General features: G+C 64.3%; 13 protein-coding genes, 2 pseudogenes and 1 riboswitch. Of the genes and pseudogenes, 6 read left to right on the top strand and 9 right to left on the bottom strand.

Going from position 1 to position 15,818, the window contains the following annotated elements; all coding sequences use genetic code 11:
* Nucleotides 1-35: 35 nt before the first annotated feature.
* From BLV47_RS26030 to BLV47_RS26060, 7 genes and pseudogenes are all read right to left on the bottom strand, one after another.
* Nucleotides 36-233, bottom strand: a pseudogene (locus BLV47_RS26030) (metal ABC transporter ATPase); the annotation flags it as partial.
* 82 nt (nt 234-315) lie between these two features.
* Complete coding sequence (gene istB / locus BLV47_RS26035; RefSeq protein WP_062838242.1) at nt 316-1,065, bottom strand: IS21-like element IS1474 family helper ATPase IstB; 750 nt, start codon at nt 1,063-1,065, stop codon at nt 316-318.
* On the bottom strand, nt 953-2,638 hold the full coding sequence (istA, locus tag BLV47_RS26040; protein WP_062838241.1) for an IS21 family transposase: 1,686 nt from the start codon (nt 2,636-2,638) through the stop codon (nt 953-955). Before istA ends, istB begins: the two co-directional genes overlap by 113 nt.
* Before the next feature lie 215 nt (nt 2,639-2,853).
* A pseudogene (locus tag BLV47_RS26045) lies at nt 2,854-3,654 on the bottom strand (metal ABC transporter ATPase); the annotation flags it as partial.
* A gap of 41 nt (nt 3,655-3,695) precedes the next feature.
* The gene (locus BLV47_RS26050; RefSeq protein WP_092319027.1) at nt 3,696-4,508 is read right to left on the bottom strand and encodes an aldo/keto reductase; all 813 of its coding nucleotides are present in this window, start codon (nt 4,506-4,508) and stop codon (nt 3,696-3,698) included.
* Nucleotides 4,505-5,680: an NAD(P)/FAD-dependent oxidoreductase gene (locus tag BLV47_RS26055; RefSeq protein WP_092319029.1), complete on the bottom strand. Its 1,176-nt coding sequence runs from the start codon at nt 5,678-5,680 to the stop codon at nt 4,505-4,507. The genes BLV47_RS26050 and BLV47_RS26055 overlap by 4 nt, the downstream gene beginning before the upstream one ends.
* Nucleotides 5,681-5,790: 110 nt before the next feature.
* Nucleotides 5,791-6,123 (bottom strand): DMT family transporter, encoded by a 333-nt coding sequence (locus BLV47_RS26060; RefSeq protein WP_011058907.1) that lies wholly within the window; start codon nt 6,121-6,123, stop codon nt 5,791-5,793.
* A gap of 110 nt (nt 6,124-6,233) precedes the next feature.
* Here BLV47_RS26060 and BLV47_RS26065 point away from each other — a divergent pair, with 110 nt between their 5' ends.
* Nucleotides 6,234-7,118: a LysR family transcriptional regulator gene (locus tag BLV47_RS26065; protein WP_162492853.1), complete on the top strand. Its 885-nt coding sequence runs from the start codon at nt 6,234-6,236 to the stop codon at nt 7,116-7,118.
* A gap of 22 nt (nt 7,119-7,140) precedes the next feature.
* Complete coding sequence (waaA, locus tag BLV47_RS26070) at nt 7,141-8,421, top strand: lipid IV(A) 3-deoxy-D-manno-octulosonic acid transferase (RefSeq protein ID WP_092319031.1); 1,281 nt, start codon at nt 7,141-7,143, stop codon at nt 8,419-8,421.
* 117 nt (nt 8,422-8,538) lie between these two features.
* On the opposite strand, the gene BLV47_RS26075 is transcribed toward waaA, so the two are convergent.
* The gene (locus BLV47_RS26075) at nt 8,539-9,969 is read right to left on the bottom strand and encodes a TolC family outer membrane protein (RefSeq protein ID WP_092319033.1); all 1,431 of its coding nucleotides are present in this window, start codon (nt 9,967-9,969) and stop codon (nt 8,539-8,541) included.
* A gap of 196 nt (nt 9,970-10,165) precedes the next feature.
* Nucleotides 10,166-10,270, top strand: a riboswitch (TPP riboswitch).
* A 164-nt stretch (nt 10,271-10,434) separates the two neighbouring features.
* Between BLV47_RS26075 and thiC the strand changes: the two genes are divergently transcribed.
* Together thiC and cytX are read left to right on the top strand one after the other, a co-directional pair.
* Nucleotides 10,435-12,324, top strand: a complete 1,890-nt coding sequence (gene thiC / locus BLV47_RS26080) for a phosphomethylpyrimidine synthase ThiC (protein WP_092319035.1) — start codon at nt 10,435-10,437, stop codon at nt 12,322-12,324.
* A gap of 115 nt (nt 12,325-12,439) precedes the next feature.
* Nucleotides 12,440-13,726, top strand: coding sequence for a putative hydroxymethylpyrimidine transporter CytX (cytX, locus tag BLV47_RS26085; protein WP_092319037.1), 1,287 nt, complete (start codon nt 12,440-12,442; stop codon nt 13,724-13,726).
* On the opposite strand, the gene BLV47_RS26090 is transcribed toward cytX, so the two are convergent.
* The gene (locus BLV47_RS26090) at nt 13,698-14,441 is read right to left on the bottom strand and encodes an RsiV family protein (RefSeq protein ID WP_092319039.1); all 744 of its coding nucleotides are present in this window, start codon (nt 14,439-14,441) and stop codon (nt 13,698-13,700) included. The genes cytX and BLV47_RS26090 overlap by 29 nt on opposite strands.
* Before the next feature lie 224 nt (nt 14,442-14,665).
* Here BLV47_RS26090 and BLV47_RS26095 point away from each other — a divergent pair, with 224 nt between their 5' ends.
* Together BLV47_RS26095 and BLV47_RS26100 are read left to right on the top strand one after the other, a co-directional pair.
* Nucleotides 14,666-15,283 carry an NUDIX domain-containing protein gene (locus BLV47_RS26095; protein ID WP_092319041.1) on the top strand — a complete coding sequence of 206 codons (618 nt, stop codon included), beginning with the start codon at nt 14,666-14,668 and terminating at the stop codon, nt 15,281-15,283.
* A complete protein-coding gene (locus BLV47_RS26100) occupies nt 15,274-15,726 on the top strand; it encodes a DUF1249 domain-containing protein (RefSeq protein ID WP_016964915.1) in 453 nt (150 codons plus the stop codon). Before BLV47_RS26095 ends, BLV47_RS26100 begins: the two co-directional genes overlap by 10 nt.
* The last annotated feature ends 92 nt before the right edge of the window (nt 15,727-15,818 follow it).

The raw sequence follows: 15,818 nt of genomic DNA on the forward strand, positions 1-15,818 counted from the left end.
AAAAAGGCGCCTACTCCAGGCGCCTTTTTTTTGCCTCAGCCCTGGCGTCCGGCTTTGGCCGGAACCATCTTGCGCAGGATCTGCCGGGCCTTGCCGGTCAGGCGCGAGAGTTTCGAGTCCTTCGCAGGTTCACTCAGGCCTCGTTGCCTGAGCCAGTCCTTCCAGCGAATCCGCTCGTCGCGCACCACCCAGCCTTCCTGCTGGGCGAAGCTTTCTGCCAGGTGCGGATTTCGGTGAACGTGACCGAGCGTTTCGCTAATACGTGACCGGTGCTTCCACCCCGGTTGCGCGGGTTCTGGATTGTAATCGCATCGGTCACGATGCGGCTTGTTCCTCGGCTTTTTTTCGGCGCAGCGACTCGCCTTTCATCGTCAGTCGGTAGGCGTTGTGCACCAGGCGGTCGAGGATGGCATCGGCCAGGGTCGGGTCGTTGATCCAGCCGTGCCAGTGCTCGATGGGCAGTTGGCTCGTCAGGATGGTGGAGCGGCTGCCAGCGCGGTCGTCGATCACCTCCAGCAGGTCATGCCGGGCTCCTTCCTCCAGCGGGGCTAGCGCCCAGTCGTCCAGCACCAGGACGTCGACCTTTGCCAGCTGTTGCAGGGTACGGCCGAAGCTGCCGTCGCCATGAGCGATGCGCAGTTGTTCCAGCAGGCGCGGGGTGCGCAGGTACAGGGTGCTATAGCCCTGGCGGCAGGCCTGGTTGCCCAGGGCGCAGGCCAGCCAGGTTTTGCCGGCACCGGTCGGGCCGGTCAGCAGCAGGTTGTGCTGCTGGCGGATCCAGTCGCCACTGGCCAGGGTGGCGATCAGACGCTCGTCCAGGGCGCGTCCGGTGCGGCGGTCGAGATCTTCCAGGCAGGCGTTGGCGTACTTGAGCTTGGCCTTCTTGCGCAGCCGTACCAGGCGCTGGTTGTCACGCCAGGCCAGTTCGCGGTCGAGCAGTAGGCCGAGGCGTTCATCGAAGCTCAGGCTGTGGCTGGCCGGCAGCGTCCATTGCTCTTCCAGGGCGCGGGCCATGCCGTCCAGGCGTAGCTGGTGCAGTTGATTCAGGGTGTGTTGCGGCATCATCGAACAGCTCCTGTTGCGGGGGTTGGTAGTAGTCGGCGCCACGGACGTTCTCGTGGTCGCCGGGTAAGGTCGTTTCGGCGGCACGCTGGGGCAGCGGCTGTTGATCCAGGCCTTGCTGGAGCAGGTTGCGCACGCTGCGCCCGGTGAAGGCGCGCAGGTGTACGGCACGTTCGGCAGCGGCTTCCAGGCGTGCATTGCCATAGCGCCGGGCCAGCGAGAGCAGGCCGAGGCAGGCGCGGTAGCCCATCTCCGGGTGCGGCTTGTGGGTCAGTTGGTGATCGATCAGTTGGCGCGTGTAGGGGCCGATCCGCGCGCCCCAGTCGAGCAGGCGTTGTGGCGTCCATTCGCGATGCGCCTGGTGCGCCGCGGGCATGTGCTCGCGCTGGGTACTGTAAGCGCCGCGTCGCCCCAGCAGCAGGTGGCTGGCCACCCGCCGGTTGCCATGCAGCACTTCCAGGGTGTGTGCCGTCAGTCGCACGTCCACGTTCTGCCGGGCCAGGGCGGAGGGCACGCTGTAGAAGCTGCCATTGACCTCGATGTGGTAGTCGATGCTGACCTTGCAGCGCTTGAAGGTGGCGACCTCGTAGGGATGCACCGGCAGCGCTCGCAAGGCCGGGCGATCCAGGCGCTCGAACCAGTCGCGCCGGCAGCCATCGAGCCGCTTGAACGGGCGCCGATTCAGATCCTCCAGCAGCTCGGCGATGGCCTGGTTAAGCGCATGCAGGCTGAAGAACTGCCGATGGCGCAGCCGCGCCATGATCCAGCGCTCGACCACCTGCACCGCCACCTCGGCCTTGGCCTTGTCCTGAGGCTTGCGTGGCCGTGCCGGCAGGATCACCGTCTGGTAATGACGCGCGCACTCCAGCGTGGCCCGGTTCAGGCCCGGCTCGTAGCGATCCGGCTGGGCGACCAGGGCGCGCGGATTGTCCGGCACAACCATTTCCGGCACGCCGCCAAAGTAGGTCAGAGCCTGGCCCAGCGAGGTCAGCCAGTCCACCTGGGTTTCGCCTGGCGTCGCGCAGGCATAGGTGTAATTCGAGGCGCCCAGGGCGGCGACGAAGATGTGCGCCCGGCGCACTTCGCCGGTGGCCGGGTCGACCACCGGCAGCGTCGGCCCGGCATAGTCGATGAATAGCTTCTCGCCCGCACGGTGCAGCTGACGCATCGAACGTTTGAGCGTCTGGGCGTAGCGCCGGTAGTGCTCGACGAACTGGGTGTAGCGGTAGGTCGGCTGGCCCGCATGCGCGGCGAGATATTCCTCCCACAGCAGCTGCAAGGTCACGCCCTTGCGTCGCAACTCGCGGTGGATGCTCAGCACATCGGGCAGCACTCGCTCACCGCGCGGCTTGTTCGTCGACGTCGGTGCAAACAAGGCGGCCGCCAGCGCGGCCTCGTCCATGGCCACCAGCGCCGGCCAGTCCAGCCCGGCCACCCGCGCCGCCGCGATGTACTTGCTAACCACGCCCTTGGACAGCTGCAAGGCACGGGCAATCTTCTCGTGGGACAAGCCGGCCTCAAACTTGAGGCGCAGACATTCTTTGATGTTTCGCATGGCTACTCGCGGCGCCGCCATCTTCCTCTCCCGAAATCGGTCGAGGATGGCGGCGCATCAGGTCATGCGCAACGAAGGGGAAGGCTTTCGCTAAGTCGTGACCGGCGATTTCGGTAAGCCGTGACCACCTGTTTCGGAACAGGCGGAAAATCGGTCACGTTGCTACCGAAATGAGCGGTCACGCGTTAGCGAAATGACCGGTCACGATCAACCGAAACGGCCGGTCACGGTGCTCCGAAATCCGCAGCCAGGTACAGGCCACGGGTGCTCGCCGGGTGCAACTGGTCCTTTTTCAGGGTGTAGAGCTCGGCGCAAGGTTCGCCATTCTCCAGGGGCATCAGGTACAGGTCCGGGCGCTTGCGGTCCAGGCGGGCCACCAGTTGATCGCCCTCCAGGCGTTCGTCGACGTGGAACAGGCTCAGGGACTTGGCTTCCCTGGGCACCTCCAGGCGCAGGTCGTAGATCAACTGCAGCGATGCCGTGGGCAGGTGCACATAGGCCTGGGGACGCTCGAGCAATTGCAGGTTGGCGCAACGCACCGGGCGCGCCGCGCCGGACAGCGGCGTCAGGCGAAAGGGCAGGGCTTCGCGGTAGTGCAGGGCGCCAGCATAGGGGGCGGGCAGCCAGGTGTCGTTGAAGCGTCCGCCGAGCCAGCCTTCGGGGGTTTCCAGCAGGCACTCCTCGGCGATTTCCTGGATGGCGGTCAGCAGCGGCAGGTTCAGTTCATGGGCCGGCACGTAGCCGGAGATCAGCTTGAGCACCACGTCGCCGCGATCCTGGCGGCGTTGGCGCACCAGTACCCAGTAATCGCGGTTCTGCCAATGCAGGGTCAGGCGCACCGAGACCCCGAGGTTGGCCAGTTCCAGAGCGAAACGCTGGGTATCGGCCACGGTCACCGGGCGTCGGCGCTGCAGGGTCTGGGCGAAGTTCAGCGGCATGCCGACGCTCTGGTAGCACAGGCCTTCGGGAGTCGCCTCGACGAACAGGGGCAGGGTCTTGAAATTGCTGGGGTTCTTTCTAATCAGCGGTCGCGACATCTCGGCTCCTTCTTGCGTCGGGGTCGGCCGCGTCGGCGGCATCAGTTCTGGCCCAGAACCTGTGCCACGGTCGCCACGTTATGGGCCAGGTGCAGCGGATTGATGGTCCCGACAATAGCACTGGCGACACCGGGCCGGTCAAACAGCAACTCGAAGCTGGCCCGCACCGGATCGGTGCCCGGGCTCAGGCACACGTGGCCGCTGGCCAGGGCCTTTTTCACCAGGATGCCCTTGTGTTGGGCGGCGGCATAATCAATGACCGCCCGCTCCGCCTGTTCGTTCAGATTGTAGGTAACCATGGCGCAATCGCCTTGCTCCAATGCCTTCAAGCCGCCGTCGACGGTCTTGCCGGAGAAGCCGAAGCCGCGGATCTTGCCCTCCTGCTTGAGCTGGGCCAGGGTCTGGTACACCTCGCACTGCTCGAGGATCACCAGGTCGTTGCCGTCGGAATGCACCAGCACCAGGTCGATGAAGTCGGTTTCCAGGCGTTGCAGGCTGCGTTCCACGGACAGACGCGTGTGGGCGGCGCTGAAGTCGTGGCGGGACACACCGTCGGCAAACTCCTCGCCGACCTTGCTGACGATCACCCATTCCTGGCGCTGGCCCCGCAGCAGCGGGCCCAGGCGTTCTTCGCTGCGGCCGTAGGCTGGAGCGGTGTCGATCAGGTTGATGCCCAGGTCGCGGGTCAGCTTGAGCAGCATGCGCGCTTCCTGGTCGTCGGGGATCTGGAAGCCGTTGGGGTATTTCACGCCCTGGTCACGGCCCAGCTTGACCGTGCCCAGGCCCAGGGGCGAAACCATCAGCCCGGTGCTGCCGAAGGGGCGATGCAGGTCGTGCAGGGTTGGCTGGCTCATGGCAGCAGTTGCTCCCAGGCGGTTTGCGCCAGGGGCGGCTTGGGCAGGTCGGGGAGCGCCTGGCTGGGGCTAGGGCGAATGCCATCGCGTTCCAGGGCCTTCAGGACCCGGTCGGCGAAGTCCGGCGCCAGGGCCAGTTTGGTCGGCCAGCCCACCAGCAGGCGGTCTTGTCCGGCGAGGAAGGCGTTGTCCGGGCGGGTCAGGCCTGATTGTGCCGGTTCCGCCCGCTCCACTCGCAAGGTGGCCCATTGCGCCTGGCTCAGGTCGACCCAAGGCAGCAACTGTGCCAGTTCCTTTTGCGCCGCGGCGATCTGCGCTGCCGGTTCCCGGGCCACACCTTCGGCTTCGGCGAGATCGCCCCCCAGGTACCAGACCCACTGGCCATCGGCGGCCGGATGAGTGGTGACGGTGATCCGCGGCTTGGGGCCGCCGCCCAGGCAATGGGCGTACAGCGGTTTCAGGCTTGGCCCCTTCACCAGCACCATGTGCAGCGGGCGTCGCTGCATGGCCGGCTGGCTCAGGCCGAGAGCCTGGAGCAGCTCGGCATTGCCGGCACCGGCACTGAGGACGATGCGCTGCGCGCGAATCTCTCGTTCGTCGATCCGCAGGCCCACCAGCTGACCACTCTCCAGCAGTGGCTCGATCTTCTGCCCGGCCAGCAGGCTATCGCCGCCCAGCTCCGCCAGGCGCTGGATGACGCTGGGCACATCCACCACCAGTTCGGCCAGCCGATAGACCTTGCCCTTGAAGCGCTTGTCCTGCAGGGCTGGAGGCAATTGCTCGCCCTTGACCTGATCGACCCGGCCGCGCACGGCCTTGCTGGCAAAGAAGCTGGTGAGGTTGCCGGCCAGGGTGCCGGGGGACCAGAGATAGTGGGATTCGGACAGCAGGCGCACGCCGGACAGGTCCAGCTCGCCGCTGCCGGCCAGGGCTTCGCGCCAGCGCCGGGGCATGTCGGCGATGGCTTCCGAGGCGCCGGTGAGGGCGCCGTGCAGGGCGTACTTGGCGCCGCCGTGAATGATCCCCTGGGACTTCACGCTCTGTCCGCCACCGAGGCTGGCGCTTTCCACCAGCACAGTGGAAAAGCCCTGGCGCCGCAGGCGGGCGTTGAGCCAGAGACCGGCGACGCCTGCGCCGACAATCAGCACATCGGTGGAAATAGCGGATGGCATGCAGCGACCTCGGTAAACAAAACGAAGGCGCAAGTTTCAAGCCTCAAGCCTCAAGCTGCAAGCATGGCACTCACTCTTGCCGCTTGAAGCTTGTCGCTTGAGGCTGCTTTTTAATGCCCGGCGGTTTTCGAGAACAACTGGATCACCACCACGCCGAGGACGATCAACGCCATGCCCAGCATCGCCGGGATATCCAGTTTCTGGCCGTACAGGAACAGCGCGGCAATGCTGACCATGACGATGCCCATGCCGGCCCATACCGCATAGGCCACGCCCACCGGGACGGTGCGTACCACCAGGGTCAGCATCCAGAAGGCCACGCCGTAACCGACGATGATCAGCGCCAGGGGCAGCGGTGTGCTCAGGCCCTTGACCGCTTTCATTGAAACAGTGGCAATCACTTCCGCGCAGATGGCGATGGCCAGGTAGTAGTAAGCGTTCATGGGAGGGTTCCTCGTGTCTGGGGCTGCTTTCTGAGGTCGGCATTCTAGAGGCTGCTCAGATGGGGTAAAGTCATTACCTATCTGCTATGAAGATAGGTTGCGCTATGAACATGCAATGGAACCTGGAGCAATTGCGACTGTTCGTTAGTGTCGCCGAGCTGCGTTCGTTTTCCGCGGTGGCCCGCCAGCAACGCAAGGCGCAATCGGCCATCAGCAGCGCCATCGCTCTGCTGGAGGAGGATTTGGGGGTCAGCCTGTTCGAGCGCAGCAGCGGGCGCCAGCCCAAGCTCAGCGAGGCCGGCAGCGCCTTGTTGCAGGAGGCGCGGGAGATTCTGCGTCAATGCGATCGTCTCAACGGTCGGGCGCTGGCCCTGATGCGGGGCCAGGAGGCGCGGTTGCGCCTGGCCCAGGACGAGGCGATGCCCTACCAGCCGGTGCTCGACAGCCTGGAAGCCCTGGCCGAGCGCTTTCCCAGTCTGGAGGTGCAGCTGGCCAGCGGCGCCCAAGGCGATGTGGCGCGCAAGCTGGTGGAGCGCCGGGCCGACCTGGGCTTGCTGTTCCACCATGAACAGATGCCCGAAACCCTGGAGCGTCAGGCCCTGGGCAGTGTTGAAATGGTCACTGTGTGTGCCGTGGGGCATCCCCTGGCCCATGAAAAGCGGGTCAATCGCCAGCTCCTGGCCCGGCACCGGCAGTTGCTGATCGCCCCGCAACTCAGTGGTTATCCCGGTGGTGAGCAAGTCAGCCCCCAGGTCTGGCGGGCGGACAGTTTCTATGTGATGGCCGAATGGCTGATGCGTGGCCTTGGCTGGGCCTGGTTGCCGCGGCATGTGGTGCAGTACCCGACCTATCAGCATCAGATGGTGGAACTGGTCAGCGAATGGACACCGCCGGCGCTGGTGGTGGAGCTGGCCTGGCGCCGCGACGAGCCCCTGGGGCCGGCAGCGCGATGGCTGGCGGAACGTTTTGCCGTGCACCTGAAGGCGATCGGCTAAAAAACCGATAAACTCCGCCGCCATGAATAGAACTCTCTATACCGCACTGTTTTACCTGGGGCTGCCATTGGTAGCGATTCGCCTGTGGCTGCGTTCGCGCAAGGCCCCGGCTTATGCCAAGCGCATTGGCGAGCGCTTCTCTCTGGGCTTGCCGGTCATGCAGACCGGCGGTATCTGGGTGCATGCGGTGTCCGTGGGCGAGAGTATTGCCGCCGCGCCAATGATCCGGGCCCTGTTGGCCCGTCATCCGCAACTGCCGATTACCGTGACCTGCATGACCCCCACCGGCTCTGAGCGCATTCAAGCGCTGTTCGCCCATGAGCCGCGCATCCAGCATTGCTATCTGCCTTACGATCTGCCTTGCGCTGCTGCGCGCTTTCTCGATCGGGTGCAGCCCAAGCTGGCGGTGATCATGGAAACCGAACTGTGGCCCAACCACATCGACCAGTGCGCTCGGCGCGGGATTCCGGTGGCCCTGGCCAATGCCCGATTGTCCGCGCGTTCGGCCAAGGGCTATGGGCGCTTTGCCGGGCTGACGGCGCCGATGCTGGCGCAGATGAGCCTGTTCGCGGTGCAGACCGAGGCCGAGGCCCAGCGTTTCCGGGAGCTGGGCGCGCGTCCCGAGACGGTGGAAGTGACAGGCTCGATCAAGTTCGACCTGAGCATTGATCCGCAATTGCTGGTGCGCGCCGCTGAGCTGCGCCAGCAGTGGCAGGCCATGGACCGCCCGGTATGGATCGCCGCCAGTACCCACGAGGGTGAAGACGCCGTGGTGCTCGACGCCCATCGGCAACTGCTGGCCAGTTACCCGAATGCCTTGCTGATTCTGGTGCCACGGCACCCGGAGCGCTTCAACTCGGTGTACGAGCTGTGTCGGCAACAGGGGTTCACGACCATTCGCCGCTCTGCCGGGGAGCCGGTGGACGCTACCACCTCGGTGTTGCTGGGGGACACCATGGGCGAGTTGCTGTTCCTCTATGCCCTGGCCGACAGCGCCTTTGTCGGTGGCAGCCTGGTGGCCAATGGCGGGCATAACCTGCTGGAGCCGGCGGCGCTGGCCAAGCCGGTCATCAGCGGGCCGCACCTGTTCAACTTCCTGGAAATCGCCGCGATGCTGCGCGAGGCCGGGGCCCTGCAGGAGGTGGATGACGCCGAGGGGCTGGCGGTGGCGGTGCAGCGCCTGTTCGAGTTGCCCCGGGATGCTCAGAAGATGGCCGAAGCCGGGCTCAAGGTGCTCAAGGCCAATCAGGGCGCCTTGCAGCGGCTGCTGGATGGTCTTGATCGCCTCTTGAACAGGCCTTGATGGTCTTCCTGCAGCGCCTGCCGCAGGCTGCGCAGCGGCGGCAAAGGGCCCTTGCCACAGCCGTCTCAGCATGAAAAAGGCCACCCGCAAAGGTGGCCTTTTTCATGGCTTCAGGCTTCAGGGGCGAGCCTTGAGCTGCTCCTGTGCGGCCTTGGCCAGGTCCGGCGGGAGGAAGTCGCGGTCCGGGTTGTAGTCGGCCTTGAGGTAGCGCGACAGGTCCTGCAGGTCTCCCGGGTTGAGGGTGCCGGCGGCCTGTTTCAGGCGCAGGTTGTCGAGGATGTAGTCGTAGCGGCTGTTGTTGTAGTTGCGCACCGAGGTGTAGAGCTGGCGCTGGGCGTCGAGCACGTCGACGATATTGCGGGTGCCCACCTGGTAGCCGATTTCCGTGGCTTCCACCGCGCTCTGGTTGGAGATGATCGACTGGCGTCGGGCCTGGACCTGTTCGACATCGGTGTTCACCGCGCGATGCAGGTTGCGGGTGTTCTCCACCACCTGGCGACGTAGGGATTCACGCTGCTGCTCGCTCTGGCTCAGGCGTGAGTAGGACTCGCGGACCTGGGAACTGGTCAGGCCGCCGCTGTAGATCGGGATGTTCAGTTGCAGGCCGATGGAACGCTGCTCGACATCGCTGCCGTAGCGCGTCAACGGGTTGGGGTTGCTGAAACCCAGGGCGTCGTTGTCGCCTTTCTTGTATTGCGCCACGGCGTCCAGGGTCGGCGCGTGCCCGGCCTTGCGCTGCTTGAGGGTTTCCTCGGCGGCGCTGACCGCGTAGTTGCTGGCCAGCAGGTTGAGGTTCTGCTTGGCGGCAGTCTCGACCCAGGCCTTGGCGTCGTTGGGTGTCGGGGCCAGTACCGGCAGGGTGTGGACGATGCCCTGGATCGAGTTGTACTCGCGGTTGGTCAGGGTGATCAGGGCTTCAAAGGCGTCTTCCACCTGGCGCTGGGCAAGGATCCGGTTGGCCCGGGCGGTGTCATAGCTGGCCTGGGATTGCAGCACGTCGGTCTTGTCCGACAGGCCCACGTCGAAGCGCTCGTTGGACTGGTCCAGTTGACGCTTGAAGGCGGCTTCCTCGGCCTTGGTCGAGGCCAGGTTGTCCTGGGCGCGCAGCACCGCGAAGTAGTTTTCCGCGCTTTGCAGGATCAGGTTCTGTTCGGTGGCCGAGAGCTGCAGCGAGGCCTGCTCGTTGATGTCCTTGGCGGCCTGCAACTGGAACCAGCGGTCGGCGCGGAACAGCGGCTGGGCCAGGGTCGCCTGGTAGACGTTGCCGCTGCGGGTCGAGGCCATGGAGGGCTCATCGAACTTGGTGCGGGTGTTATTGATGTCCGCCCCCGCCGAGAGGTTCGGCAGCAGGCCGGCGCGGGCCTGGGGCACCACTTCTTTCTGGGCGCCGTACTGGGCGCGGGCAGCCGCCAGATCGGCGTTGTTGTCCACCGCTTCCTGGTAGACGCTGACCAGGTCGGTCTTGGTGGTCAAAGGCGCTTCTGCTGCCCAGGCCATTCCATTGGACGCACAAGACACGGCAACAGCCAGTGAGAGTTTGCGCAGCATTCGGCGATCCCTAGAGTTGATATTACGGAGATAATCCAGGCGCCAAGGCTAAGGCGCGGTCCATGGAGCGTCAAGATTCGACATAGAGTAGGGAGTGTAGAGCTGCTGACCTACCGCAACAATCCTGCAATTACGCCATTCATCCTGCTTATTGCACCGGTGTTGGCGTTCTGTCCCGGCTTTGTCTAGACTGGCGCGGTTCTTGTCGGGGTGCCTTGCTATGAGGCTGAGATCGGATAATCCGGATCCCGTTGAACCTGATCAGGTTAGCGCCTGCGTAGGGAACAAGATTTCTCGTCACCCGGCGAGTCCTCTTGTGCTTCGTCCGGGATGTTGTTCGACAATCGAACACCCCCTCGAGTACCAAGCACTGCACTCACTAGTTGCCTAGGCAGGGTGCGTCCGTCCGTTACAGGTTCGCTCCGACAACAATCCACTGCCTGGATGCTGTCTGGAGAGCCCGTGATGACTACAACATTAAAAAACGCTAGCAACCTCAGTGAGTCGGCCCAAGTCGACCAACAGTCGGTTCAGCCCTTTACCCGCTCGCAAAAAATCTATGTCCAGGGTTCGCGCCCGGATATCCGCGTGCCCATGCGTGAAATCACCCTGGACGTGACCCCCACCGATTTCGGTGGCGAGATCAACGCCCCGGTGACCGTGTATGACACCTCCGGCCCCTACACCGACCCGAATGTGGTGATCGATGTGCGCAAGGGCCTGGGCGATGTGCGTTCGGCGTGGATCGAAGACCGTGGCGACACTGAGCGCCTACCCGGCCTGAGTTCCAATTTCGGCCAGCAGCGCCTGGCGGACCCGGAACTGACCAAGCTGCGTTTTGCCCACGTCAACAACCCGCGCCGGGCCAAGGCCGGGGCCAACGTCAGCCAGATGCACTACGCCCGTAAAGGCATCATCACCGCCGAGATGGAATACGTCGCCATCCGCGAAAACATGAAGCTGCAGGAAGCCCGCGCCGCCGGCCTGCTGCAGCAGCAACATACTGGCCACAGCTTCGGCGCCAGCATCCCCAAGGAAATCACCCCCGAGTTCGTCCGCGAGGAAATCGCCCGCGGTCGGGCGATCATTCCGGCCAACATCAACCACGTCGAACTGGAGCCGATGATCATCGGCCGCAACTTCCTGGTGAAGATCAACGGCAACATCGGCAACAGCGCCCTAGGTTCCTCCATCGAAGAAGAAGTGGCGAAACTGACCTGGGGCATCCGCTGGGGCTCGGACACGGTGATGGACCTGTCCACCGGCAAGCACATCCATGAAACCCGCGAGTGGATCATCCGCAACTCGCCGGTGCCGATTGGCACCGTACCGATCTACCAGGCCCTGGAAAAGGTCAACGGCGTGGCCGAGGACCTGACCTGGGAGCTGTTCCGCGACACCCTGATCGAGCAGGCCGAGCAGGGCGTGGACTACTTCACCATCCACGCCGGGGTGCTGCTGCGCTATGTGCCGCTGACCGCCAAGCGGGTGACCGGTATCGTGTCACGGGGCGGTTCGATCATGGCCAAGTGGTGCCTGGCGCACCACAAGGAAAACTTCCTCTACACCCACTTCGACGAAATCTGCGAAATCATGAAGGCCTACGACGTCAGCTTCTCCCTGGGAGATGGCCTGCGTCCGGGGTCGATTGCCGACGCCAACGACGAAGCCCAGTTCGGTGAACTGGAAACCCTTGGCGAACTGACCAAGATTGCCTGGAAGCACGACGTGCAGTGCATGATCGAAGGCCCGGGCCACGTGCCGATGCAGTTGATCAAGGAGAACATGGACAAGCAGCTGGAGTGCTGCGACGAGGCGCCGTTCTACACCCTGGGCCCACTGACCACCGACATCGCTCCCGGCTACGACCACATCACCAGCGGCATCGGCGCGGCGATGATCGGCTGGTTCGGTTGCGCCATGCTCTGCTACGTCACGCCCAAGGAGCACCTGGGCCTGCCGAACAAGGATGACGTGAAGACCGGGATCATCACCTACAAGATCGCCGCCCACGCCGCCGACCTGGCCAAAGGTCACCCCGGCGCGCAGATCCGCGACAACGCCCTGTCCAAGGCGCGTTTCGAGTTCCGCTGGGAAGACCAGTTCAACCTCGGCCTGGACCCGGACACTGCCCGTTCGTACCACGATGAAACCCTGCCCAAGGACTCGGCCAAGGTGGCGCATTTCTGCTCCATGTGCGGGCCGAAATTCTGCTCGATGAAAATCACCCAGGAAGTTCGCGAGTACGCGGCCAACCAGCGCATCGACGCGGTGGACGTGGACGTCGCCAAGGGCCTGGCGGAGCAGGCCGAGCGCTTCAAGCAGGAAGGCAGCCAGTTGTACAAGAAAGTCTGACCCCCCCCTCTGTAGGAGCGGGCTTGCCCGCGAACCAGGCGCCACGCTCTCAACGAGGTGGCGCTTTCGCCGGCAAGCCCGCTCCTACAGACCTTATTCCTTCGAGATAACAACCTTGAGCAGTCCAAGTACCTACTCTCCCAATCTTGCGGTGCCGGCCGACAAGCGCGTGTTTGGCGCCCGCGATCTGTTTTCCCTGTGGTTCTCCCTCGGCATCGGTTTGATGGTGCTGCAGACCGGTGCGCTGTTGGCGCCGGGCCTGGGGCTGGCTCATGCGTTGCTGGCGATCTTTCTTGGCACCGCGGTGGGCGTTCTGTTGCTGGCGGCGGTGGGGGTGATCGGCAGCGACACCGGCCTGTCTTCGATGGCTGCGCTCAAGCTCAGCCTGGGCCACCGTGGCGCCAGTCTGCCGGCGTTGCTCAACCTGCTGCAGTTGGTGGGCTGGGGCTCGTTCGAGATCATCGTCATGCGCGATGCCGCCAGCCTCCTGGGCACCCGGGCCTTCAGTGAAGGCAGCCTGCTGGCCAACCCGTTGCTCTGGACCCTGTTTTTCGGTGCCCTGGCGACCTTGCTGGCGGTCAGCGGCCCCTTGACCTTTGTCCGCCGGATCCTGCGCAAGTGGGGCATCTGGCTGTTGCTCGCGGCGTGCCTGTGGCTGACCTGGAACCTGTTTGCCCGGGCCGACCTGGCGGCGCTCCGGGCTCAGGCCGGGGATGGTTCGATGCCGTTTGCCGCAGGCTTCGACATCGCCATTGCCATGCCCCTGTCCTGGCTGCCACTGATCGCCGACTACTCGCGTTTCGGCAAGCGCGCCAAGAGCGTGTTCGGCGGCACGGCCCTGGGCTTTTTCATTGGCAATTTCTGGTTGATGAGCCTGGGCGTCGCCTACACCCTGGCGTTCGCTCCCAGTGGTGAAGTCAATGCCTTGCTGCTGGCGCTGGCCGGGGCCGGGCTGGGGATTCCGCTGCTGCTGATCCTGCTGGACGAGTCGGAGAACGCCTTTGCCGACATTCATTCGGCGGCGGTTTCCAGTGGCATTCTGCTGCGCCTCAAGGTCGAGCACCTGGCCCTGGCCATCGGCGTGCTCTGCACCCTGATCGCCTGCCTGGCGCCGCTGGCCCAGTACCAGAACTTCCTGTTGTTGATCGGCTCGGTGTTCGCGCCCCTGTTTGGCGTGGTGCTGGTGGATCACTTCATCCTGCGTCGACGCTGCGGGCATGATTCGCTGTCAGCCTGGCGCTGGACCGCGCTGCTGGCCTGGCTGGGCGGGGTGAGCACCTATCACCTGCTGGCCAACCTGTATCCGGATGTCGGAGCTACCCTGCCGTCGCTGCTGCTGGCAGGGCTGTTGCAGTGGCTACTGGGCCGGGCGTTCAGTGCCCGGGAAACAGCTCGGGCTTGAGCACGCCCTTGAGGCGGTCATAAGGAATCTGCAGCTCGACTTGGCCCAGGGCCGAAGGCGCGATCGTGGTGAGGTTGTACTTGAGCGTCACGGCGTTGCGGGTCAGTGCCACATTCGGGGTTTTCTGGAAGGGCCAGGTTTTCACGAATTCGGCTTCGCGATCCAGGTGGGTGCTGATCAGCCAGTTGTTGTGGGCGACCCGTGCGGCCTTCCAGAACATCTCTTCCTGGCCAGGCAGCAGCATGTCCGCCAGGTTCAGCGCCCGGTGCTGCTGGCGCGAATAGTTGACGAAGCCACGGCCTGCAGTGCCGTTGGCGGCGCCGGTGTCCAGATAGCTGGCCAGCTCGATGATCACCAGGCCGTCATGCTGCTCGCGTACCTTGGATTGCAGGTACATGCCGTGGCGGTCCGGCGCGCTGCGCAGGAACTGCTCGCGGTAGGCTTCCAGGCTGGGCGGCAGTGCTGCGTCGGGGCTGGTGCTGGTCATTTGCAGCAGGCGTTTTTCGACGATGGCATCCAGCTGCGGCTCGGCGGGAAAGTGCACGGTGTCGAGGTTGACCAGCGGGCAGTCGGCACCGCTGCAGCCGGGCTTGAGTTGCTCGGACTTCTCGCGCTTGGTTTCCAGCGGGGTGTTGTAGCTTGGCTGAAACAGGCTTTGGCAGGCGCCCAGGGTCAGGGCGATACAGGCCACGGAGGCGATTTTGACAAGCGACATGGGCGTCCTTCATAAACCAGGGGGAGGCAAAAGTTACCGGCTTCGACTGTCTGCGAGGCAGTCGGTTCGCCACTAAGCTCAATACAGGCAATTAGATTAGGTTTAGCCCCTCGCCGTCTATCCCGCTGAGGCTAAAGGGGCTGCATCGGCAGCGGCGGGCGCGTTAGGATGGCGCGAAGTCGAGGGGGATCCTCGGGACGAACAGGCTGTACACGAGGATTGCTATGACTGACTTTGCCAACTCCACGCCGAGTGCCGTCGAGATCATCCGGCGCGAGAACTGCTTCCAGGGTTTCTACCGGCTCGACCGCCTGCAACTGCGTCATGAGTTGTTCGCCGGTGGCATGGGGCGGGAAATCAATCGTGAGGTTCTGCTGCGTCACGATGCGGTGTGCGTACTGCCGTACGATCCGCAGCGCGATGAGGTGGTGCTGATCGAACAGTTCCGCATCGGCGCCATGGGCAAGGCCGCCACGCCCTGGCTGGTGGAACTGGTGGCCGGGTTGATCGATAAGGACGAACAGCCGGAAGAAGTGGCGCTTCGTGAGGCCCAGGAGGAAGCTGGCCTGGATATCTCGGCGCTGTGGCCGATGATCGAGTATTTTCCATCGCCAGGGGGCAGCACCGAATTCGTTCATCTGTTCCTGGGGCGATGCGACAGCAGTGCTGCCGGCGGCTTGCACGGGCTGGAGGAAGAGGCGGAAGACATCCGGGTTTCGGTGATGGCTTATGAAGATGCGCAGCAGGCCATGCGCGATGGGCGCATATGCAATGCCGCCAGCATCATTGCCTTGCAGTGGCTGGCGCTCAATCGCGCTGAAGTGAGGGGGTTATGGTCGTAAACAAGGTGCGCGACCGCTATCGGGTGGATCTCGCGGGGCTGCAAGCTTCCTGCGAGGCCAACTACGCCCGACTGATGCGCCTGCTGCCTGACATGCGCAACCAGCCTGTGGCGCGGCGCATCGCCGTGACCCAGGGCGAGCAGATGCTCGGCGTACTGGCCCTGGAAGTGGTGCTGGCCTGCCCTTACACCACCACCTTGCAGGTGCGCCAGGAGCACAGCCTGCCCTGGCTGCCAGTGCCGCAACTGGAGGTGCAGGTGTATCACGACGCGCGCATGGCGGAAGTCATCAGTGCCGAGCATGCCCGGCGCTTTCGCAGCATCTATCCCTATCCGAATGCCTTCATGCACCAGCCGGACGAGAAGGCCCAGTTGAATGTATTTCTGGGTGAGTGGCTGAGCCATTGCCTGGCCTGTGGGCATGAGTTCGAAGCGGTGCGCTAGATGTGAACTGGGTCCGCTTCCCGAGTTTCCTCTTTTTCGCTTCCCCCAGCATAATTGCCGTCTTCATCATGCTGTGTGCCCTTGCACCGGGA

Origin of the sequence: Pseudomonas saponiphila (assembly GCF_900105185.1) — a bacterium.
Lineage (GTDB): Bacteria > Pseudomonadota > Gammaproteobacteria > Pseudomonadales > Pseudomonadaceae > Aquipseudomonas > Aquipseudomonas saponiphila.

Coding starts and splice junctions, on each gene's coding strand:
- thiC (WP_092319035.1), top strand. CDS start 10,435: ATGACTACAACATTAAAAAACGCTAGCAACCTCAGTGAGTCGGCCCAA.
- BLV47_RS26095 (WP_092319041.1), top strand. CDS start 14,666: ATGACTGACTTTGCCAACTCCACGCCGAGTGCCGTCGAGATCATCCGG.
- waaA (WP_092319031.1), top strand. CDS start 7,141: ATGAATAGAACTCTCTATACCGCACTGTTTTACCTGGGGCTGCCATTG.
- istA (WP_062838241.1), bottom strand. CDS start 2,638: ATGGCGGCGCCGCGAGTAGCCATGCGAAACATCAAAGAATGTCTGCGC.
- BLV47_RS26090 (WP_092319039.1), bottom strand. CDS start 14,441: ATGTCGCTTGTCAAAATCGCCTCCGTGGCCTGTATCGCCCTGACCCTG.
- istB (WP_062838242.1), bottom strand. CDS start 1,065: ATGATGCCGCAACACACCCTGAATCAACTGCACCAGCTACGCCTGGAC.
- BLV47_RS26055 (WP_092319029.1), bottom strand. CDS start 5,680: ATGCCATCCGCTATTTCCACCGATGTGCTGATTGTCGGCGCAGGCGTC.
- BLV47_RS26060 (WP_011058907.1), bottom strand. CDS start 6,123: ATGAACGCTTACTACTACCTGGCCATCGCCATCTGCGCGGAAGTGATT.
- BLV47_RS26050 (WP_092319027.1), bottom strand. CDS start 4,508: ATGAGCCAGCCAACCCTGCACGACCTGCATCGCCCCTTCGGCAGCACC.
- BLV47_RS26075 (WP_092319033.1), bottom strand. CDS start 9,969: ATGCTGCGCAAACTCTCACTGGCTGTTGCCGTGTCTTGTGCGTCCAAT.
- BLV47_RS26100 (WP_016964915.1), top strand. CDS start 15,274: ATGGTCGTAAACAAGGTGCGCGACCGCTATCGGGTGGATCTCGCGGGG.
- BLV47_RS26065 (WP_162492853.1), top strand. CDS start 6,234: ATGCAATGGAACCTGGAGCAATTGCGACTGTTCGTTAGTGTCGCCGAG.